Raw genomic sequence first — 22,353 nt, 5'->3', positions numbered from 1 at the left:
TTTTACAACTCGATAAACTACGTTTGTTTGATGTTGATTTTATCGCCGTCTCTCAATGACTGCGTACCTTCCTGAACAATTAGGTCATCGCTTTTTAGACCGTCGTTTAGGATATAAACATCATCAAGAGTACTTCCAATTGTAACATTGGTCATTTTAACTACTCCATCTTTTTTTACCAGAAATACATATTGTTTGTCCTGAATAGAAAAAACAGCTTTCTGCGGAATTAATATTGCATTGGTTTTAGGTTCTGAAATAATCAATTTTCCAGAAGTTCCGTGCTTGATAAACCCCTGCGGATTATGAAATTTTGCTTTGTATTGAATAGAACCGGTTTGTTTATCGATATCTCCATCTGCAGTTCTTAGTTCGCCTTTTTGATCGTAAACCAATCCGTTTGGCAGTACCAGTTTGATATCGCCCTGTGTATTAAGGGTTTTGTCTTCCATCATTTGGAAATACGTATTCTCTGGAATAGAGAAATAAGCGTAAACGTCATCCAATTGAGAAACGGTTGTCAATAAAGAACCATTTTCGACTAAACTTCCTTCTTTAAACGGAATTCTATCTACCGTTCCGTCATATGGCGCGCGGATTGTGGTAAAACTAATTTGCTGGTTGATTGCTTTTTTTTCTGCAGCAGCGTGAGCCAATTTCGCAGAAGCGGCATCATTTTTTGCTTTAGATAATTCTAATTCTTTGTCGGCAATTACTTTTTTATTGAAAAGGGTTTGCGCTTGTTCTAATTCTACCGTTGCAATTCTTAAGTCGGCTTTTGCGCTTTTGTAAACGGCTTCGGCTTTTAGAAGCTGTATTTGAAGTTCGACATCACTTATTTTAAATAAGATTTGTCCTTTTTTTACTTTTTGTCCTTCGCTCACATATACTTTTTCCAATAAACCTGGAATTCGTACATGAATTTCTACGTTGTTTTTAGCATGAACATCGGCAACAAATTTGCTCGAAATAATGGTGTCTTTTAAGGTGACTTTATAAACAGGAAGTGTTTTTATGTTGTTGGAATTCTTTTTTGACTTATCGCCGCACGAGACTAAAACAAGCAAAGATAACGTGAATAAAAGGAATGGATTTTTATAAATAGTCATAATTAGGTTTTAAAAAATTATATAAAAATATAGGCTCCCTAATGCGAGAAAAGGGAGTTGAATTTGATTTTAAATATTGAATTTAGGAGTGTTTTCGGTTGACTTCCTTTTTGGATAGAAGTGCCGTTTTACGAAATGTTTTTATGCCAATAACAGTTCATACGCAGTTTATGCACACGAAAAATTGTTTCAGATCACTCTGAAAAGATAAAAACAAACAAATTTGAAGGTCTAGAACAATTGGTACAAATGAAGGTAAGTATGCCTTTGAATCTGGTATATTGAAGCTATACCATATATTAAGCTCTTTTTATAAAGCTTAAAGTTTATTAAATTACTAAGATAAGGAGCTTTGATCGTACTTTGTTCTAAAGTAGTCGCTCTGGATTTTATTTTCTTTTTGAGTTTGTAATGAACTTCCAGATTTTTTGTAGAAGAGAAATCGGAAGAATTAACTAATAAATCGTCTGCTGTAACACTGTCATGTGTAATACACGTACTTAAATGTACCGGCTGTTGATACGTTTCGGTGCCTCTAAAGAAAGAAAGCAGCGAAAGTAAAACAATATATATGAACTTAATAGGTTTCATTTACAGCACAGCAGGATTATAGTGTTATCTCAAAAAAAAGGCTTATAGTTGTTGATGGTGCGCCAAATATAGCAATTTGAAAAGTAAGGATTCTTAAAATTTTTCTAAAAAGGATTAAAATTAAAAATATGATAATTTTAAAAGTTGATTTTTAGAGTTTTAATTTTTATTCCGATTTCTTTTTAGGAAGTTATTTCTATCTTAGTTCAATCAATTAAAAAATTAGAATCATGTCCAATCAATTCCAAGATGTAATTAGAAAAGCTTACAATGCTTTTAATGAAAGAAATATTGATAAATGCTTATCCACGATGCAGGAAGATGTTCAATGGTCAAAAGCGTGGGAGGGCGGCTATATAAGCGGTCATGACGAAATCAGGCACTATTGGACGAGACAATGGTCTGAAATAAATCCGAAAGTAGACCCCGCTGGTTTTGTTGAAAGAGATAATGGAAGCTTGGAAGTTTTAGTAAAGCAAAATGTGAAAGACCTTCAAGGCACTCTGATTTTTGACGGATTGGTAAAGCATGTTTATACTTTTGAAGATGGGTTGATAAAGACGATGGATATTGAGTTGGTTGAAAATTAGTTTTAAAAATGAAAAGAATTCGATTTTTTAAATTTGATAATTAAATATAGTGACAGACCTAATTGCAGTTTCATTAGTAATTGCAGCTGTTGGCGCTTTTATTTATACCACACGATTTAAAGGAAAGGGAATGCCAAAAGTTGGAATAAAAAGAGATAATCCCTCAGATTATTTTAAAGACTATTATAATTTGAAGTTATATTTGACTTCTATATTTTTTATTTTTCTAGGCATCATTATTTTAATTGCAATTTTTATATTAGAATTGTTGTAAAACAAAAAGTTTCTACATATGAATGATATCAAAAATGTGAAGAAAAAGAAGAACTGGCTTAAAATATTTATTGAAAATTTGCTGGATTTTATTTTGAAGTAGATTATGAAAAAAAAATGTATTTTTATTTTTATTTGTGATGCTTAATACTTCATTGCGTATATTTTGTGCTCAGGAAGCAGTCGCTTTGGTAGACTTTCACGCAGATTTAGCAGATCTAAGCAAATTTGCGCAGATTTTTTTAATAATCTGTTAGATCTACCTAAATCTGCAAAATCTGCGTAAAAAAACAAAAAAATAAGGTTTACACTTTTCAGTTTAAACCTTATAAATATATCGTAGAAATGATTTCTTAGTTCGTTCCAGCAGCAACTTTATCTACCAAAAACAATAAATCACCTGAAACAGGTTTGATCAATTGCATTGGATACAATGTTGGATTGAATTCTCCACTAGTAACTTCCTTTAAAGCATGCGTTTTTTTCTCTCCAAAAGCCACTACAATGATTTTTGCAGCTTTGTTGATCAATGGAGCAGTAAGTGTGATACGGTGCATTTTTTGAGCTGCTAAATAATAAGCGTCAACCCATTTGGTTTGTTCCTGTAAAACAGCCTCACCTGGGAAAAGAGAGGCAGTGTGTCCGTCGTCTCCCATACCCAATAAGATCAGGTCAAATTTTCCTTCTTCGCCCAAAACCTTTCTGATAGTCTGTTCGTAAGTAGCAGCATATTCTTCTGGTGTCACGCCGTCTTTGTACATTTCAAAGATATTTTCCTGCGGAATAGGAACGTGGCTTAATAATGTCGAATAAGACATTTTAGCATTGCTCAAATCATCATTAAGCGGTACCCAGCGTTCGTCGCCCCAAAAAACATAAACTTTAGTCCAGTCTATTTTGTCTTTGTACGTATCTGAAGCTAAAAGTTTGTAAATTCCTGCAGGAGAAGAACCTCCTGTAAGAACAACAGTAAATTTACCTTTTCCTGCAATTTCTTTCTGCGCATATTCCACAAAAAGATCTGCTGCAGTAGTGTTTATTTCTTCTGTATTATTGTATATCTGTACCATCTAAAACTTCTTCTTTTTTAACATTTTGTGTGTTCGGAATCCAAGCGTGTCCTTGACGCGCCAACAGTTCGTCAGCTTCTTCTGGTCCCCAGCTTCCTGCTTTGTAATTTGGGAAATTGGTTGGTGCCGTAGTTTTCCATACCTGCTGAATTGTATCAATTGCATCCCAAGCCTCTTCTACCTGATCCCAACGCATAAATAGAGTTGGATCTCCTGCTAAAGCATCTGCTAACAAGGTTTCATAAGCTTCTGGCGACATTGTAGAACAGGCGAAATAATCAAATACCATTTCTGCTGGTCTTAGAGCCAGTGATAAACCTGGTTTTTTGGTCATAAACTGCAATTTGATATCCATTGCCGGCTGAATATTAATAATCAATCGGTTTGGTGTCATGCCTTCTTTTCCGTAAGAAAATGCAGAATGAGGCACTGGTTTGAACTGGATAATAATTGAAGATTGTTTTTCTTCCATTCTTTTTCCAGAACGCAGGTAAAACGGAATTCCCTGCCATCTCCAGTTGTCCAGATATATTTTCATTGCCACATAAGTTTCTGTATTAGAATCTGGTGCAATTCCTTTATCCTGACGGTATCCTGGAACTGGTTTTCCATTGATCGTTCCAGCATCGTATTGACCTCTTACAATGTAATGATCTACTTCTTCTGGTTTAATACGACGAATCGATTTTAAAACATCTGCTTTTCGGTTACGGATATCATCTGCTTCTAATGATGCAGGCGCTTCCATAGCCGTCATACATAAAATTTGAAGCAAATGGTTCTGAATCATATCTTTTAAAGCTCCAACACCCTCATAGAATCCGCCTCGTTCTTCAACGCCGACTTCTTCTGCTACGGTAATTTGGACAAAATCAATAAAATTACGGCTCCATAAAGGTTCAAACATCGAATTTCCAAAACGGAAAGCCAAGATATTCTGAACGGTTTCTTTACCCAAATAATGATCAATTCTGTAAATCTGTTCTTCTTTGAAAGTCTGCGAAAGCATTTCATTCAGTTCAATTGCAGAAGCTTTATCGTAACCAAATGGTTTTTCAATAATAATACGATCCTGCTTAGCATTCGCCGCAAGGCCAATTTTCTTGATATTACTAGAAATTGTTGAGATGAAAGAAGGTGTAATCGAAAGATAGAAAAGACGATTGGCACGTTCGCCAAAAGCCAGATCAAAAGCGTTGATTTTTTCGTTTAATCCGATATAAGATTCTTCTTTATCAATATCAAGGCTGTGATAAGTGATATGAGAAAGAAACTTTTCCGTTTCTGGATCAGAAAGACCTTTTTTTCTTGAAAATTCATTTAGGTTTTCCAAGACATAACTGCGAAAATCTTCATTGGTTTTTTCTGCTCTTCCAAGAGCAATAATCTGAAACTTTTCAGACATACGTCCGTCAAGGTACAGATTTTGAAAAGCGGGAAAGAGCTTTCTTTTCGCTAAGTCTCCGGTTCCTCCAAAAATAACAATGATTGTTGGATTTTTAAGTTTATTTTTAGTCATTGTGTGTAGTTGTGTTGCTTTAATTTCTTATTCAGCCCATTGTGTATGGAAAACGCCTTCTTTGTCGGTACGTTCGTACGTATGAGCTCCGAAGAAATCGCGCTGTGCCTGAATTAGGTTTGTTGGAAGATTTGCTGATCTGTAAGCATCAAAATAAGCAAGTGAATTCATTAATCCTGCCACAGGTAATCCTTTTTGAACCGCAAACTGAATAACAGCTCTCATTCCAGCTTGGTTTTCATTTAGTTTTGAAGCAATTCCAGCATCTAAAAGTAAATTTGGCAACCCTGCTTTTGTACCGTAAGCTTTTCTGAAATCTTCTAAAATGCTGGCACGAATAATACAGCCTCCACGCCAAATTTTGGCAACAGTTTCTAAATTTAATCCGTAATTATATTCTTTAGAAGCGGTATGAAGCTGCGCTAAACCTTGTGAATAAGTTACCACGATAGACAAATACAAAGCCGATTTTAAAGCAGCGATTGCTTCGCTCGTGTTCACATCAGCTGTTTCGCTATTCCAAACTAATTTTTCAGAAGCTTTGATTCTTTCTGGTTTGGTTTTAGACATATCGCGCATAAAAACTGCGGCATCGATAGTAGGAACTGGAACTTGCAAGTCCATTGCATTTTGCGAAGTCCATTTTCCTGTCCCTTTAGATTTAGCCCAATCCGAAATTTTATTGATTAAAAGACCTCCGTCTGTATCTTCTTGTTTCAGGATTTTTCCCGTAATTTCGATCAAATACGATTTAAGATCGTGAGTTTGATTCCATTCGTCAAAAGTTTTTTGAATTGTGGTATCATCCAGATTATAACCTCTTTTCATCAGGTCATAAATTTCAGAAATCAACTGCATGATTCCGTACTCAATTCCGTTGTGAACCATTTTTACGTAGTTTCCAGCAGAACCATTTCCAAGATATTCTACACAAGGTTCTCCGTCAACTTTTGCAGCAATTGCCTCAAAAATAGGACGAAGTCTTTCATAAGCTTTTTGATCTCCTCCAGGCATCATAGCAGGACCGAAACGAGCGCCTTTTTCGCCGCCAGAAATTCCCATTCCGAAGAAGTGGATTCCTTTCTCAGATAATTCTATAAATCTTCTGTCTGTATCGGTAAAATAAGTGTTTCCGCCGTCAATTATAATATCTCCTTTGTCCAAGTGAGGCAATAAACTTGCAATTGCGCTGTCTACTGGTTTTCCAGCTGGAACCAATAACATAATTGCTCTTGGCTGCTGAATAAGTTCAACAAAATGTTTTACATCTGTTGTTGCTTCAATAGTATGGTCGGCATCAGCTTCTTGTTGAAGAGAATTGACTTTTTCGGTATCTAAGTCTAAACCTGCTGCTGCAAATTTATTGCTGGCAATATTTAAAAGTAGGTTACGGCCCATTACACCAAGTCCTACAATTCCAAAATCAAATTTGTTCATAGTTTTCAATTAACTAAATTATTAGAAAGATGTTTTTCGCAGAAAAAAGTAAGAGAAAGCATGGTAATTCTTTTTCATTCAATGTTTTGCAGAAAAACAAAGTGTATTTTAATCTTACATTTCAAAATGTAGAGCGCTAAGTTAGAGAAAAATGATGAAAAAGTATGCGATAAATAGTCGTCTTTAAGGCTTTATTGTGATACTTTTTATGTGTGTAATTTACGTTTATTTTTGTTTTGGGATGTTGGTTAAAGTATATTTTAAATATATTATGAAATTGTTTAAACACATAGTGACATAGTTTTTGGGGTTTTGAAAAGGCGTTTCACTTGCTTTAATGAACATAGCGATGTGTTTTTTTAAGCTTTGTCAAAGTTTTGAACTTTGACAAAGTTGGCGTTCCATTATAGTTGCTTGCCAATCTTTGCGGAGTTTCTAGTGTGATCCTTCGTCCCCTCAGGATGACAACTTTGTGGCATTCCATTCTAGTTGCTTGCCAATCTTTGCGGAGTTTCTAGTGTGATCTTTCCGCCGTAAAGGATGACAAACTGGAAGTAAAAAATTCCAAATCCCAATTATGGTAAAGGAAATTCCAATCCCGAAGCCTTGGGATAAAATCCAAATTCCAATTTGAATTCAGGGCGGAAAAAGTCAAAGAAATACCGCAATCTTGTCATCCTGATGGAGGAAGACACGAGCAATAGCGAACTGGCGAAGCAATCACACTAGAAGCTCGACAAAGATTGAGGAATTACTTTGCGGAGTAACGCGTGTGATCCTTCGTTGCTCGAAATGAACTAAAAGAAAAACATTCTTAAAATAACTTTGAGAAAGTTGTTAATCCTGCTTATGCAAAGCTATGTGTGAGAAACTAGTTTCTTTTACTATTCTTTTTTCAAAAATCTAAAAAAAAAAACTATGCTTCTATGTGTTTAATTACACTTGAAAAAGCTGTTATAGCAATTCCAAATAACTTTACACTAAACTTTTAAGGATAAATCATTAAAAACATAAAGGCAAAAAGATTGACTAACAGCACAACTCCGTAAACGATATTTGATTTTCCTTTGCTTAAAGAAAGCATTACGGTGAAAACAGATAAGGCTAAAAGTACAATAGATTTAATATCCAAACCCAAAACAATCGGCATATCCATTGCAATACAAACCGCTGCAACACTCGGAATCGTTAATCCGATACTGGCTAGGGCAGAACCTAAAGCCAAATTTAAACTCGTTTGAAGTCTGTTTTTTCTGGCTGCGATTATAGCCGCAATTGCTTCTGGTAATAAGATAATTATAGCGATGACAACTCCAACTAAAGATTTCGGAAGATTGTAACCCACAATAATCGTTTCGATAGTAGGCGAGAGGGTTTTGGCCAATAAAACCACAATTCCTAAACTTACTAATAGAAAAACTAAACTGGTATAAAACGTTTTATTGTTGATTTCAATTGGGTGCGTTTTAGCTTCGCCATCGCCTCCGTTTGTTAGAAAATACTGTCGGTAGCCTTTTGTTTGTGCGAATAAAAAAGAGCTGTAAATAACAAGGCAGGCAATAGAAGCAAAGATAAGCTGTGGTGTGGAATAATAAGAACCGTGAACGCTCTCCGTAAAAGTGGGAAATACCAAAGTAAATACGATAATAGAAATCAGTGAAACCAAACCAATTGTTACAGAAGAAGTGGAGAAATTCTGTTCGTAATGTTTGATGCTTCCAATAAGCAGACAGAGTCCGATAATTCCGTTTAGAATAAGCATTGTTGCGGCGTAAACGGTATCTCTCGCCAGCGAAGCGGCTTCTGAACCTTCAGAAAGCATTAATGAGATGATGATTGAAACTTCAATAACGGTAATCGATATTGCCAAAATAATGGTTCCGTAGGGTTCTCCAACACGTTCTGCAATAATTTCCGAATGATGGACGGCAGACATGACACTGAGAATAAGCAGGATACTTGCAATAATTTGAAAAATACTGCTGTTATCGACAAGTCCGCTAAAAAATAGAACCCAGGAAAGTACAGGAATAATGATTGTCCATTGAAGTAATTGTTTCATTGTTGTTTTTTTAGAAATATTTTATAGCACGATTAGCCACTAGAAAGTATCAGAAATGGCTTTTTAGTTTTTTGTAATATAAGGCTTTTATTGCTAAAAATAAAGGCAACAAGGTATTAAAAGTATAATTCTAATGTAATTTTAATCCTGTGGAAATAAAAAAAACTGCACTATCAAGTTTTAAATTGATGCTGCAGTTTTGTTTTTATTGTTGAAATTTAATTCTCCATTATGCTCAGAATTTTTTTCGGAATTTCGGCGAAAGCCTCAAAAGTATATGGTTTAATAAGATATGCTTTTACGCCCAGATCGTCACATTTTTCTTTGTAAGACGGATTTATACTCGTCGAATAAACAAAGCACGGAATATCTTTTAAATCAGAATTATTTAAAATTTCCTGTAAAGCTTCGATTCCGTCAACAAGCGGCATATTGATATCGGTCAGAATAACATCGGGATTTTCGTTTGAAGAATCTTTTAGATAATTCAGCAGTTCCTCTCCGTTGGCAACGAGACTTACTTTGCTGAAACTTGGGTTTTTAGAAAAAGTTTCCGTAATAACGTCTGCGTCGTCGATGTCGTCTTCGGCGATTATGATATGTAAATTATACTTTTGTGGCATTTTAGAGAATTGGGAAATAAAGATTAAATATTGTGCCTTCGTTCAATGTGCTTTCAACTGTAATATTACCAGAATGATTTTCCATAATTTTTTTACAAATTGCAAGACCAATACCGTTTCCTGAATATTCATTTCGGGCATGAAGGCGTTGAAAAATAGTAAAGATTTTAAGAAGATGGCTGGTTTCCATACCAATACCATTATCTCTTATCAGAATGTGGACAAATTTACTATTTTGATCTGGTATTTCCCCATTTAAATTTTCCTGCTGGTAAATTTCTATTACTGGCTGCGTGTCTGCTTTGCTGTATTTAATCGCGTTGGCGATCAAATTTGAAAAAAGCTGACGCATCTGCACTCTCGACGCTTTTATTATCGGTAATTTCCCCGTTTTGATGCTCGCACGTTTATCAGAGATTATAATTTCAAAATCCTCAATGACTTCAGAAATCACAGTTTCTAGATTTATTTCTGTTCGTTCTTCCTGCGCGGTATGCGATGAATATTGAACTAGATCATCAACCAGTGAATTTAATCGCAGCGCCGAAAGTTTCATGACATTGATCGCTTTAGTATCTGCATCAGTAAAATAACTTCCGTCGATACGACTGGTATTCATAACGATTTTTCGCAGCGGCTCTTTAAGATCGTGAGAGATTACGTGAATAAACTCTTCTAGATTGCGATTTGTTTTATTTAATTCGTTTATTTTTCCTTCTAAATCTCTATGATGGCGTATTAGGGTTTCTTCATGTTTCTTTTTCTCGGTTAAATCTGTAACGACTATTCCAATCGCTTCAACAGAAGGTTCGAGATCTGTTAAGGCAATATAAGCAGGAAAGACAATTTCTGTGCTGTCATATTTAAAAACGATTTCATGTGTGGTAATACCATATCGAAGCGCCTCAATTAAGGCAGTAAATTGTTTCGGATTTTCAAAATATTCGTAAAGATACGTCCCAATTATTTTTTCTGATGAAATACCCACCAGTTTAGCAAAATGTTCGTTACAGTACAGTATTAATCCGTTTCGTGAAATACTCAATGCGCCCTGCCCAAATTTTTCAATAAGAAGACGATAGGTGTAATCTGCAGTTTCTAGAGAATAAAGTTCAGGAACTCCGTTACTCGTTACTACAAGCGCATCTACATCACCTTGTTTTATGGCATTAACAATGCTGTTTGATTCATACAGTTCTTCCTTCAATGATTCAATTTCTGCCAATAATGCTGCTATATTTTTTTTGTTTCCCTCCAAATTATTCTCTTATATTAAGTATGTATAATACTTTTTCTTTGTCTGATAAATCACCTAAAATGATTCTTTTAGGTTCAGGATGTGTTTTGATCAGCGTAGGAATTGCTACGATCTGATGAAACACAGCCTGCTCTTTATCACGGCTGATATCTATTATTTCTAATTCATAATTATTGGCGAGATACGTGTCGCAGATACTGCGCAAATTCTCGATCGCATGCCCTGATTTAACAGACATACCGGAAACAAAAAGTAAAAATTTATGTTTGGTTGTACTTGTGCCATCAGATGAATCTTCCATGATTAGGCTTTTATAGGTTTGATATTCAGTCCTACAAGTACTCTTTCTTCATTAGAAAGGTCACCTATTATTTTACGAATAGGCTCAGGGAATTTTCTCACCAATGTAGGTACAGCCAAGATTTGATCGCCTTCTGCCAATTGCGGATTTTTCAGCAAATCGATAATTTCAATGCTGTATTTTCCTTTTAGATATTCTTCGGCATACTTTTTTATGTTCTCGAGCGCCTTGATCGATTTTGGCGTTTGCCCTGCTATATACAGCAGTAATTGCCATTCGGCTACTTCTTTTTTCATTTTATTTATTTTTTCTTAGAAGACAATTTAGCCTGTAATTCTTCTGTTGCTTTCAGGATACTTAATTCTTCTTCTGCCGATTCAAATTCTGTTCTTAATGACTCAATATTCGCTTCAAGAACTTTGCGTTTACGCTCAATTTCACGGTCTTTTCTGTTAATTTCGTTTTGAAGCTTAATATCAGAAATGGTTTTCTTGAACTGATGCGATTGTCTCGCTGCGCCCGTTAGGATTCCCTGCGGACCTAATTCTACATCCAATAATTTTATTCCGTGACCAGTGATAACAAATTCTCTGACTTGGTTAGAGTGACCCATTCCTCTAGATTTGATAATAAAGATACCGCGGTTTCTTTCGCCAACGCCTTCCATATCGCGCACCGTAATCCAAGTGTCAACCAAAGACGAAACCGATTCTTCTGCCAAATCAGGTCTAAAACTGTCTGTCTGTTTGTTTAAAGACGTAAACATGGCCGTAATATTGTTGGCTTTCAGCATATCAATTAAACGTACCAGCATCGAACGCACTTCGTGTTCGCTACCTACCGAAATTAGGTTACTAATTGGATCAATAATGATTGTAGTAGGCTGAAATTCTTTAATTAATTTTCGAAGCGTAAGCAAATGCAGTTCAAGTCCATTTAACGACGGACGTGAAGAATGAATTTGCAAAATACCTTTTTTGATGTGTTTTTCCAGATTTACACCAATCGATTTCATGTTACGCACCAATTGCTGCGGCGATTCTTCAAAAGCAAAATAAATTGTTTTTTCGTTCTTTTCGCACTGTTCATTGGCAAAGTAACACGCAACCGTTGTTTTGGCTGTTCCTGCTGTTCCAGAAACTAAGATATTGCTGCCGCGATAAAAACCACCACCATGAAACATATCGTTTAAGCCTGGAACCCCTGTCGGAATTACATCTGATGAAACTTCATTGTCCAGTTTTAAAGAGGTTATAGGAAGTACAGAAATTCCGTCTTCGTCAATTAAAAAAGGATATTCGTTTGTTCCATGTGTTGAACCTCTATATTTTACAATACGAAGTCTTCTGGTCGAAACCTGTTCAATTACACGATGATCCAGCACAATTACACAATCTGAAACGTATTCTTCCAATCCTTGACGTGTCAAAGTTGCTTCTCCGCGTTCTCCCGTAATAATTGCTGTCACGCCTTTAGTTTTGAGCCAATGGAATAATCTTCGCAACTCAGCTCTTAAAATGGCCTGATTGTCAAGACCAGCAAATAAAGATTCGATTGTATCCAGAACAACACGAGTTGCTTTTATAGAATCGATGGCGTGACCTAATCGAATAAATAAGCCGTCGAGATCGTATTCTCCCGCTTCTTCAATTTCCGATCTTTCGACACGAACATGATCTACTACAAGCTTTTTATCTTTTTTAAGTTGTTCTAGGTCAAAGCCAAGCGACTTTACGTTTAGGGTAAGGTCGTCCGAAGGTTCTTCAAAAGACATGAAAACCCCGGGTTCGTTGTAATCTGTAATTCCTTTAATAAGGAACTGCATCGACAACAATGTTTTTCCACAGCCGGCACCACCGCAGATTAAAGTAGGACGTCCCTGCGGAAATCCTCCATCAGTAATCTCGTCTAGTCCGTCAACTCCAGTAGGAGTTTTTGGAAATATAAAACTATGTGATTTTGTTTTTTCTTGCACGATAATAAAATTCAGTATTAACTCAAATATACGTTTTCCTGCAAGACTTACAATGAATTCCTACTAAGATTTAACAGCTGTTTAATGAAGTTTTAAAGGTAAATTAAGAAAAATTGACTCGAAATAGGAATAAATGAAGAAAATTTTACCAAATACCTATAATATTAACGTTGATATTTAACAGTAATTTTTGGGTTTTGGCGGGAAATGGGTTTTTTGGGTGGAGGGAATGTTAATTTTATGGGTTTTAGGCTTTATAATGAAGTTTAGCTGATAAAAGAATTTGGGTAATCATTTAATTTAAATAAAATAAAACCGTCAAGTTGATTTTTGGGAACAACTATCTTGAAAAAAGAATAAACCTAATTCAAATCCAAGTAATATTTTTGTAATTTTCTTATGAAACCGAGTGCCTTAGCCCTGATGGCAGCGGCATCCTTTTGTGCCGGTCCCGAGGCTTCGGGAGGCACAAAAGATATAGCGGACAGCAGGAAGCAGCTCCTTAAAACTAGGATACTATTTAATCGCTATTTTACGATCAAACCAGATGATTTAAAAGATTAACAACAGATAATTTTTTATGAATTTGACATGGAAAATGGGTTGGAAGACGTAAAAAACTTGTAAAAGCGGCTAAAGTCAAATGCGGATAGCGATGAAATTAAGAAAGAAAATGCGAATTATGAAACAGAAATCTTAATTGTCATGTTACAAAGGTATGGTTTTTGCTGTTCTTGGCGCATAAAAGTAAAACTGGGATAATACCATAAGGATTAGAGATGACTTTGTAATCGTTTCCGAATTTTTAGTGTTATTTTTGTACCGTTAAAATTCCAAAAAATGAATGCAGTTATAACAGCTATAGGTGGCTTTGTGCCATCATCAATCCTAACAAACAAAAAAATTTCAGAAACTGTTGATACATCTGACGAATGGATCGTAAAAAGAACTGGAATTAAGGAACGTAGAATTGCAGACGATAACACGGCAACATCTGATCTTGCCGCTGCTGCAGTTGAAAATCTTCTTGAAAATTATAAAGTAGACCGCGAGGAAATAGAAGCTTTGCTGGTTGCTACAGCTACTCCAGACCATATTTTAGCACCAACAGCAAGTATCGTTTGCGAGAAAAGCGGGCTTGTAAATGCTTTCGGAATTGATATGAATGCGGCTTGCAGTGGTTTTTTGTATGCACTGGAAATGGGCGCAAATATGATCGAAAGCGGTCGTTACAGTAAACTGATAATTGTTGGAGCAGATAAAATGAGCTCGATCGTAGATTATGAAGATCGTAATACATGTATTCTTTTTGGAGATGGAGCGGGAGCGGTTTTGTTGGAAAAAACAGAATCTGGAAACGGTTTAATGAAAACGATTTTGAAAACAGACGGAAGCGGTGTTTCTTCTCTTGCAGTGCCTGCGGGAGGTTCTAGAACTCCAATTTCGATGCAGAGTCTTTTGCACAGAACACATTATTTAAAACAAGACGGTGCTTTTGTATTTAAAAAAGCGGTGTCTTCTATGAGTCAGGTTTCGCAGGATGCTTTGGCTAAAAATGAATTACAGGCAGACGAAATTGACTGGGTAATTCCGCATCAGGCTAATTTAAGAATCATTAATGCGGTTGGTGAAAGTTTGAATATCGATGCTGAAAAAGTAAAAGTAAATATCGAAAGATACGGAAATACAACATCTGCAACGGTTCCGTTATGTTTATGGGACTTCAAAAATGATTTTAAAGAAGGTCAGAATTTATTGATTACTACTTTTGGAGCAGGATTTTCATGGGGCGCAACCTGCTTGAAATGGGGAGTTATGCGTGACGAAAAAACTGCCAAAATAAGTAAAAATACCACAGAAAAAAGTGTCGTAATGGCACATTAATATAAGTGTATTGATTTTTCGATACAATTTTTGGCATAGCGACAAAGAAAGGATCACATAAGTAACTTCGTAATTATCGAGTTTCTTCTGTGATCCTTTTTTTTTAGAAGGATTATCCTTTTTAATTAATTAATTAATTAATTCTATGGCTTAAAAAACTTTGAGACTCTGCGACTTTGCGAGACTATTTCTTTACAATCTTAAAAATCTTGCTATCTATTTATTACCACTAATTTCTTTTCTCAAATAGATTTGCTTTTGATTCCTTTCCTCTGAATTATTCTCTTCAAAATCAAAATTCGTATAACCTATCGAAGCTAAAGCTTCTTGTAAAATAACATCAAATTCAAAGAGTTTGACCCAGATTAGATCATGTTTTCTTTGCATAGCAATTACTTCGGCGCGATTGATTAAAAGCAGGATTTCTTCGGCATCAGTGTAAACGATATGTTCTACGCAAATAGGTTTTTCGGCATCGATATTTTCATTAAAAATTCGGGAAGAATTTAATTGAATGAAAGACGACGGCGTTTCCTCTTCATAAACCATTAAAATTTCAATAGAAAAATCATTTTGTATTTTGAAAAGTTGTGGAATCGAAAGTTTTTCGGCGGCGTATTTTTCGCCATCGGCAGAAGATGGAAATAAATTAGAATAGAATTTTTTGGCTTCGCTTTCCATCCAAGAAGCGGTTTCCATTATGATAACTACAAATTGTGCTTTTTTTGACATGATTTTTTATTTATAAAACTATCTAGCAAAAATCTGATAATTTGTTTTAAAAATAAAGGTTCAAAAGTCTGATATGTTCGTCAGAAAGTCGGTTTTGTTTATTTATTGTTTCGGTATTCTAATGGCGAAATTCCAGTTTGAGTTTTAAAAAATTTACCAAAAACAGATTGATTAGAAAAATTCAAACTATCGCTGATCTGATTGATGGTTAATGACTTGTTGTGCAGTAAAACTTTAGCTTCGAGAATTATCATATCGTCAATCCACTCGCGGGTGGTTCTGCCACTGTTGTTTTTAATAACTTCCGAGAGGTATTTCCGACTCACATTTAAACAATCGGCGTAATAAGAAGGCGATCGGTGTTTAATAAAATCCTTTTCCAGAATTTCTTTAAATTTTTCGAATAAAGGATTTAGAATTTCAGTTTTCGAACTGGCATTTTTTATAGTATCCAATTCAAATGTCAAAATGTACAAATAACTTCGTAGAATAGAAGCTTGATGAAGGTGTTCCGTTAAGAGTGTTTCTCCAATTAAATTAAAAAGCTTTTCAAATTTGGGTTTCGTATTTTTTGTTAAAGGAAAAATATGCTTATCGCTGTTTTCGAAAAAATCATACTGAGAAAGAAAAAAAATATTGGCTTGATTTTCAAGAAAAAACTCAGGCTTAAAAAAGATAATATCCATTACAATTTCTTCGCTGTTTTTGGTAAAACTCCGAATCACGTTTGGACCAATCGCAAGTATTGCAGGCGCTTCAACCACTATTTTATGGAGTCGGGTCTGCATGACAATGCTTCCTTTTTTGAGAAATTCTATAGCATAACTTTCTGCACGATACGGAATATCTATATACGGATGATCCTGAATCTGAACATAGAAATAGTCTTTGTTATTGATTTCATCTGTAAACAAACTTTTATGATGTTCGAGTGAATAAGTGCTGATTTTGCTCATTTCTAGGATACTTCTCTAAAGGTGGTTTTATTCAAATATAAGTAATTGAAGCTGTTTTATAAGCTTTAAAGAATGTTTTTTGAGCTGCTAGAATAATAAAGGCTGTCTTGTGGACAGCCTTTAAAAACTAATTAAAATAAAAACAAAAAAATCGATAAGAATATTCTAACTCTAACTACAATTGAGCTTAAAACTGATTCTTATTTTGCTTTCATCAGCACTTGTACACTGTTTGATTTATTTAAAGCATTTACTGTAAATTCTTTTAAATCTTTTGCTGTAATGGTGCTTAATGTACTTTTAAGAAGTTCAGTGTCCAGAGGTGCTTCATCGTTACGAACGTAAGATGTTAAGGCACTCAGCCAATAACTGTTTTCTTTAATTTGTTCCTGATAATTTTTAGTAATCGATTGTTTGATGTCTTCGAGCATGTTTGCTGGAATATTTTCAGTTTGTACTCTCGAAAGTTCCGCATGTACAATTTTTACCAAAGCATCTGTTTTATCTGGATTACAATCGAAATTGATTTCTAACGAAAATAATGGAGCAGGGGACTGCGATAAATTTGCTCCAACCTGCACGCCGTAACTGCCGCCTTCTTCTTCGCGAATGGTTTCTAAATAGCGTTTTGTCAGCCATTCAGACAACATATAACTTAAAATTTTATTTTTTTTATTGAAGGTAACTTCTTTGTTTTCTAAATGAAGATAAACCGTTGTTTTTGGGGTATCCATCGTTCTGAAAATCGTTTTTTCGGTTTTTCCGTCTTTCATGAAAATCTTATGATCAACGTATTTTTCTGCTTTTTGATTGGAAGGAATGTTTCCTAAGTAAGTATTTATTAAAGCAATATCTTTTTCTGAGATGTTTCCAACAAATAAGAAAGTAAAATCTCCTGCATTAGAAAAACGCTCTGTGTAGAATTTTTTAGCCTTGTTTAAATCAAATGCATTAATGAAATCCTGCGATAACAACCAGTTACGTTTATTGTAATTGCTGTTTAAAACCGAAATGGTATCGCTTAATGCCTTTTCGTTGCTGTTTGGAGCATTATTTAATTTGTTTTGATACTGCTCTTTTATTTTATCAAAAGTGCTGGCATCAAATCTTGGATGTTGAAAATACAAGTAAGTAAGCTGTAACAAAGTAGTAAGCGATTCTTTGTTGCTGTTTCCGTTAAATCCTTCGTATAAACCTCCAATAAAAGGAGTTACATTTGCCGTTTTGCCTGTAAGTTTCTTTTTTAGATCGGTAAATTTATAGTCGCCTAATCCAGAATAAGCCGCTACAGCCGATGCAATTTGAGCAGAAGGAAGATCCTGCCAATCTACAAGTGAGTTTCCACCCGCACTGTAAGCCGAAAACAAAATTTGATCCTTGCTTAAAGTCGTTGGGTAAATAATAACTTTTGCACCGTTTGCCAATGTGTATTGTTTCGCATTCGCGAAAGCTTTAATGTCAGTTGTCTTTACAATTGGTTTTTCTGTCAATTGCTCTTTTACCAAAGAAGCCGTTAATTCTTCTTCTTTGTAAGGTTCCAGTTTAGTATTTGAAATGGCTTTGATTGCATTCCAATATTCATTTGCTTCAGGAAATTTTGTTGTGGCATCTTCTGGAGCAGAACCCGACAATACTAAATTTTCTTTTGGTTTTAAAGCTCTGAAAACGGTGTTTACTTGTTCTAAAGTAACGTTGTTCAGGAAGTTATTAATCCATTTGTATTCCTCGTCCATTGTCATTACTGGATTTGCTTCTAAGAAATACAACTGAAGTTGTTCTGCCCAGTATCCGTTGCTGATTTTGTCTTTATTGGCTAAACGGTTGTCATAACTGCTGCGCATTTTTGTTTTTAAACGGTCTAATTCCTGTTGTGTAAATCCGTTTTGTAATGCTCTTTCAAACTCACGATATGCCTCTGTAAAAGCTTCTAGGAATCTGCCTTTTTTTGGAGTAATGTGAAGCGAAAATTTGCTGTCTAATCGCGAAAGATTGTCATTTGAAATTCCGAAAGATAAACCCGCAGTTTCATTATTAATACTATATTCTCCAAAACGCGTATTCATTATTTGCATCGCAAGGCTTTCCTGCATGCTTTTGGTCATTTCGGCATCATCTTGAACCAAAGGTTTTGGCATCGTGTACGAAAGTGAAATTCCAGAGCGTTGTAATTCTTTATCGGTTGCCAAAACATAACGGTTTTCCTTTTGAACGGGAATCTTTTCGTATTCTCTTTTGTTGATTTTCGTTGGTTTTGGTATTGATCCGAAAATCTCTTTCACTCGTTTTTCAATTAAAGCGGCGTCAATATCTCCGACAATAATCACAGCTTGATTTTGAGGCTGGTACCACTTTTTGTAATAATCTCTTAAAACTTGATATTTGAAATTATTGATGACATTTAAATCTCCAATTACATTTCGTTTAGCGTATTTAGAACCTTCAAATACTACTTTGTCTATTTTTTCGCCTGCTCTGTAATCAGCATTTCTTCTGGTACGCCATTCTTCGCGAATTACACCTCTTTCGGCATCAATTTCATTATCAGCCAAAAGCAAAGATCCAGACCAATCGTGAAGCACATACATGCAGGAATCTAATAAAGTACGGTTGTCCGCTGGAACATTGCTGATGTTGTAAACGGTCTCATCATAGGCTGTGTAAGCATTAATGTCTTTTCCAAAAGAAACACCCTGCTTTTCGAGCATATTGATAATTCCTTTTCCTTTAAAATGTTCTGTACCGTTAAATGCCATATGCTCTAGAAAATGCGCCAATCCGTCCTGATCATCATTTTCTAAAATAGCGCCTACATTTTGAACAAAATAGAAGTCGGCTCTGTCTTTTGGCCATTCGTTGTGCATGATAAAATACTGCATTCCGTTTGGCAGTGTTCCGTGTGCAATTGTTTTGGGCAGCGGAAATGTTGTTTTAAATTGCGCTGAAACCTGGGTTAAACCCAAGATAAACAAATGCGCTAGAATTAATTTTGCTTTCATTGTTGATTGTTATTGTTCTTTTTTTTGGATTGAATTTTGGTTTTAAAAAGGTGTAAGAAGTTCCTGCTGTTGATTTGAAGGTCTCATAAGAAACTTTCGAATAACAGTTGTTTTAAACACAAAGAAACATAGCATGGAATTCTTAAAAAGACGTTTCACTTGCATTAATACATCCCGTCCCCAAGTTTCGGGATCGGGACTATGTGTGAGAAACTAGTTTCTTTTTATATACTTTTTATTCATTTCTAAATATAGATCTAAGTTTCAATGTGTTTGAAATTATGTGAAATCAAAACTTTGTCAAAGTTTTAAACTTTGACAAAGTTGAAACCGCTAATTATTAAAATTGTTTAATGATTTATATTAAATCCAGTCTGGTTTTGCTGTACCTTTTAGGTAATAATCAAAATACTGCTGCATTTTGCTGGTCCAGTCTTTTTTGTTTGCTGCATCATCTAAACTATGTCCTTCTTTTTTGTAGTTCACCAATAAAGCAGTTTTTCCTAAACGGCGAAGTGCAAAAAATAAAGACTGCCCTTCTTGATAAGGCACTGCACGGTCATTATCATTGTGGAAGATAAGTACAGGAGTTGTAATTTTTTTAGCAGAAAAAATAGGGGAGTTCTTAATATAACCATCTAGATTATCGTATAAAGAACTTCCCATACGATATTGATCGGCTTCGTATTTAAACATAGTCGAGATTCCGTTTGAGCGCATTACAGGATAATTCGCCGTAAAATTACTTACTCCAGAACCTACAATTGCACAACTGAAAACGTCTGATTTTGTCAATAAAAATGAGGTTTCGTAACCGCCAAAGCTATGTCCTTGAATTCCAATTTTTCCTTTTTCGGTTATACCTTGTGCAATTAAATAGTCAACACCGCTGATCACATCATTGTAAACACTGTTTCCAGGATCACCGTACGTATAATGCACGTCTGGTTGAAAAATAATATAACCTCGGCTCACAAGAGTTGGAATATTGATGTTTGAAGTACTAACCTCAGGAGCTTGATACACATTAAAATCTTCCGTATGTTTTTCGTAAAAATGAACAATTACAGGATATGTTTTTTTGCTGTCATAATTTTCTGGAAGGTACAAATTACCTTGATTTTCTTTTCCACTAAAGCTTTTCCAAGTCACTACTTTTGAAGTTCCCCAAGCATAATCTTTCTGCTGTGGATTGATGTCGGTAATTTTTTGCTGTGAACTAAAATTAGACGTTCCCCACCATAAATCTGGGAATATGGTATAACTTTCTTTGGCGAATAATAGACTTGAATTATCTCCAGAAACGGTCTCAACTCTTACATTATATTCTGGGTTTGCAAATACTTTTGTTACGGATTTGTTGTTGGTTAATGTATAAACTCCTTTTGATTTATGTACAATATCAAAACCTATAAACGTAATTGCTTTTTTATTGTCTAAGTCGCCGATATAACCCGATTCGTTATAACGAAGTTCAACATTGTTTTTTCTTCCGTAACCCTGTGTTATGGAATATACCTTTTTCTGATTGGTAAGATCAACTGCCCACAAATCAAACTGATCGTAGAGAACAACTGTATTTCCGTTGTTTAGCCAGCCTGCGATTCCATAAGCTGTATTGGCAGATTTCATATCTACATTGTCATTAGAAACAGGATAAGGAATTTGTGAACTTATGTTTTTAAACTGCATTGCAGCGCTGTCAAAAACGGTCCAGACTTTTTGTTTTTCATCATAAAAAACAGCAAAACTTCCCTGCGGATTCAAAGATATACCACCAAAAACACCTGTCAGCACTTTTGTAGATTTTCCAGTCGAAGCGTCAATCCAATAAATATCATTACGTTCGTTAAAAGTCCAGTCAACTTCTACCACATAAGGTTTTTTATCAATAGCAAAAATGCCTTTAAAATTGCCAGATTCTGGAATAATTACTTGGTCAAATTCACCAACTGATGCAACTTTAACAACCTTCTTATTTTTGATGTCGTAAAGAAATTTTGGTTCGCTTGGAAGTGTTTTTGAATTTCGCAGCATTTCCTGTCTGCGCTCCATACTTCCTTGATTGGATCTCCAAATTTCAATATTTGATTTGGCGATCTGAGTATTTTCTGAACGCTTGTTAGAGTTTACTAATAAGCTAATAAAATTGCTGTTTTCATTTAATCCGTAAGCAGCTTTTGAAATTGAAAAATCAGGATCATTTAAGGCAATATCATTATAATTGAAAACTTCATGAGCTGCATTGGTGTTCAGATTAAAATAATATACCAGATTAAAATCGGAGCTGTTAGCACCTTTTAGAGTAAAACTACCGCCGTTTTCTTTTTCATTTAATTGAAAGTCACCAAAATCGGCAGCATTTCCGCTGTAAACAGTTTCTTGTTTACCGCCTGGAATTCCGTGTTTTAGATATGCTTTATCTTTTTCAATCTGAACATACACCATCGATTTGTTCTTTAAAAAACGAGACGATTTTGTATTGTTTATAGAAATACTGTCATTGCTTTCTAAATTATAAAAAACCACACGCTGCAGAAAAAAATCTCCTTTAACAGCTTCTGGTCGTGAATAGTATAAGAAATCTGTTCCTTCAAGTGCATTTGTGTAATGTTTGCTTTTCCACAGTTTTTTTGTACCTGTTTTTAGGTTTTGCAAAAGCGTGCTGTCATTTTTGCTGTACTGAATCCAGTCTTTTTTACCGATGAATTTTAAATCACTGATAGCATTTAACTCCAAACGTTTTCCCTTTGGAGCTTCCTGAATTATAATCTGTTTTTTATTTTCTTTTTCTTCATCTTGAAATAGGGTGCTATAAGACATCCATTTACCATTATAGGATAAAGATTTGCTGTTGATTCTCTGCCACGATTGGTAAGCAGATTCATCGACCGTTTTTTTCTGTGCAGATAAGCTATGTACACTCAGTGCGAGTGTACATAGTAAAAGTATATTTTTCATATTTTTTGATTTTGAA

At 35.0% G+C, this 22,353-nt stretch carries 18 protein-coding genes; 3 read left to right on the top strand and 15 right to left on the bottom strand.

What is annotated here, in order from left to right; genetic code table 11:
* Nucleotides 1-17: 17 nt before the first annotated feature.
* Both BSF42_RS01960 and BSF42_RS01955 read right to left on the bottom strand, forming a co-directional pair.
* Entirely contained in the window at nt 18-1,109 is a 1,092-nt protein-coding gene (locus tag BSF42_RS01960) for an efflux RND transporter periplasmic adaptor subunit (RefSeq protein WP_095951439.1), read from the bottom strand.
* Nucleotides 1,110-1,340: 231 nt separating this feature from the next.
* Entirely contained in the window at nt 1,341-1,700 is a 360-nt protein-coding gene (locus BSF42_RS01955; protein ID WP_095951438.1) for a hypothetical protein, read from the bottom strand.
* Nucleotides 1,701-1,930: 230 nt separating this feature from the next.
* Here BSF42_RS01955 and BSF42_RS01950 point away from each other — a divergent pair, with 230 nt between their 5' ends.
* Nucleotides 1,931-2,290: a nuclear transport factor 2 family protein gene (locus BSF42_RS01950; protein ID WP_095951437.1), complete on the top strand. Its 360-nt coding sequence runs from the start codon at nt 1,931-1,933 to the stop codon at nt 2,288-2,290.
* Between the two features lie 49 nt (nt 2,291-2,339).
* Nucleotides 2,340-2,564 carry a hypothetical protein gene (locus BSF42_RS01945; protein WP_095951436.1) on the top strand — a complete coding sequence of 75 codons (225 nt, stop codon included), beginning with the start codon at nt 2,340-2,342 and terminating at the stop codon, nt 2,562-2,564.
* A gap of 352 nt (nt 2,565-2,916) precedes the next feature.
* Here the strand turns inward: BSF42_RS01945 and pgl are convergent, their stop codons facing one another.
* The 9 genes from pgl to kaiC all read right to left on the bottom strand — a co-directional run bounded on the left by pgl (nt 2,917) and on the right by kaiC (nt 12,808).
* On the bottom strand, nt 2,917-3,633 hold the full coding sequence (gene pgl, locus BSF42_RS01940; protein WP_095951435.1) for a 6-phosphogluconolactonase: 717 nt from the start codon (nt 3,631-3,633) through the stop codon (nt 2,917-2,919).
* Nucleotides 3,614-5,152, bottom strand: a complete 1,539-nt coding sequence (zwf, locus tag BSF42_RS01935) for a glucose-6-phosphate dehydrogenase (protein WP_095951434.1) — start codon at nt 5,150-5,152, stop codon at nt 3,614-3,616. Before zwf ends, pgl begins: the two co-directional genes overlap by 20 nt.
* A 27-nt stretch (nt 5,153-5,179) precedes the next feature.
* The gene (gene gndA / locus BSF42_RS01930; protein ID WP_095951433.1) at nt 5,180-6,589 is read right to left on the bottom strand and encodes an NADP-dependent phosphogluconate dehydrogenase; all 1,410 of its coding nucleotides are present in this window, start codon (nt 6,587-6,589) and stop codon (nt 5,180-5,182) included.
* Nucleotides 6,590-7,577: 988 nt separating this feature from the next.
* Nucleotides 7,578-8,651, bottom strand: coding sequence for a calcium:proton antiporter (locus tag BSF42_RS01925; protein ID WP_095951432.1), 1,074 nt, complete (start codon nt 8,649-8,651; stop codon nt 7,578-7,580).
* A gap of 218 nt (nt 8,652-8,869) precedes the next feature.
* Nucleotides 8,870-9,274, bottom strand: a complete 405-nt coding sequence (locus BSF42_RS01920; RefSeq protein ID WP_095951431.1) for a response regulator — start codon at nt 9,272-9,274, stop codon at nt 8,870-8,872.
* Between the two features lies 1 nt (nt 9,275).
* Nucleotides 9,276-10,532, bottom strand: a complete 1,257-nt coding sequence (locus BSF42_RS01915; RefSeq protein ID WP_095951430.1) for an ATP-binding protein — start codon at nt 10,530-10,532, stop codon at nt 9,276-9,278.
* Between the two features lies 1 nt (nt 10,533).
* Nucleotides 10,534-10,833, bottom strand: a complete 300-nt coding sequence (locus BSF42_RS01910) for a circadian clock KaiB family protein (protein ID WP_095951429.1) — start codon at nt 10,831-10,833, stop codon at nt 10,534-10,536.
* A gap of 2 nt (nt 10,834-10,835) precedes the next feature.
* Nucleotides 10,836-11,129 (bottom strand): circadian clock KaiB family protein, encoded by a 294-nt coding sequence (locus BSF42_RS01905; protein ID WP_095951428.1) that lies wholly within the window; start codon nt 11,127-11,129, stop codon nt 10,836-10,838.
* Nucleotides 11,130-11,134: 5 nt separating this feature from the next.
* On the bottom strand, nt 11,135-12,808 hold the full coding sequence (kaiC, locus tag BSF42_RS01900) for a circadian clock protein KaiC (protein ID WP_095951427.1): 1,674 nt from the start codon (nt 12,806-12,808) through the stop codon (nt 11,135-11,137).
* An 840-nt stretch (nt 12,809-13,648) separates the two neighbouring features.
* Here kaiC and BSF42_RS01895 point away from each other — a divergent pair.
* On the top strand, nt 13,649-14,692 hold the full coding sequence (locus tag BSF42_RS01895) for a beta-ketoacyl-ACP synthase III (protein WP_095951426.1): 1,044 nt from the start codon (nt 13,649-13,651) through the stop codon (nt 14,690-14,692).
* Between the two features lie 216 nt (nt 14,693-14,908).
* Here the strand turns inward: BSF42_RS01895 and BSF42_RS01890 are convergent, their stop codons facing one another.
* The 4 genes from BSF42_RS01890 to BSF42_RS01875 all read right to left on the bottom strand — a co-directional run bounded on the left by BSF42_RS01890 (nt 14,909) and on the right by BSF42_RS01875 (nt 22,337).
* Entirely contained in the window at nt 14,909-15,424 is a 516-nt protein-coding gene (locus BSF42_RS01890; RefSeq protein WP_095951425.1) for a hypothetical protein, read from the bottom strand.
* 98 nt (nt 15,425-15,522) lie between these two features.
* Nucleotides 15,523-16,380: a helix-turn-helix domain-containing protein gene (locus BSF42_RS01885; RefSeq protein ID WP_095951424.1), complete on the bottom strand. Its 858-nt coding sequence runs from the start codon at nt 16,378-16,380 to the stop codon at nt 15,523-15,525.
* Nucleotides 16,381-16,580: 200 nt separating this feature from the next.
* The gene (locus tag BSF42_RS01880; protein WP_095951423.1) at nt 16,581-19,376 is read right to left on the bottom strand and encodes a pitrilysin family protein; all 2,796 of its coding nucleotides are present in this window, start codon (nt 19,374-19,376) and stop codon (nt 16,581-16,583) included.
* 363 nt (nt 19,377-19,739) lie between these two features.
* Nucleotides 19,740-22,337: a S9 family peptidase gene (locus BSF42_RS01875; protein ID WP_095951422.1), complete on the bottom strand. Its 2,598-nt coding sequence runs from the start codon at nt 22,335-22,337 to the stop codon at nt 19,740-19,742.
* Nucleotides 22,338-22,353: the final 16 nt, after the last annotated feature.

The organism is Flavobacterium sp. ACN6 (genome assembly GCF_002304005.1).
Classification (GTDB): Bacteria; Bacteroidota; Bacteroidia; order Flavobacteriales; family Flavobacteriaceae; genus Flavobacterium.
Note: the sequence above shows the minus strand (reverse complement) of the source record. Positions and strands in the feature narration are given on the sequence as shown.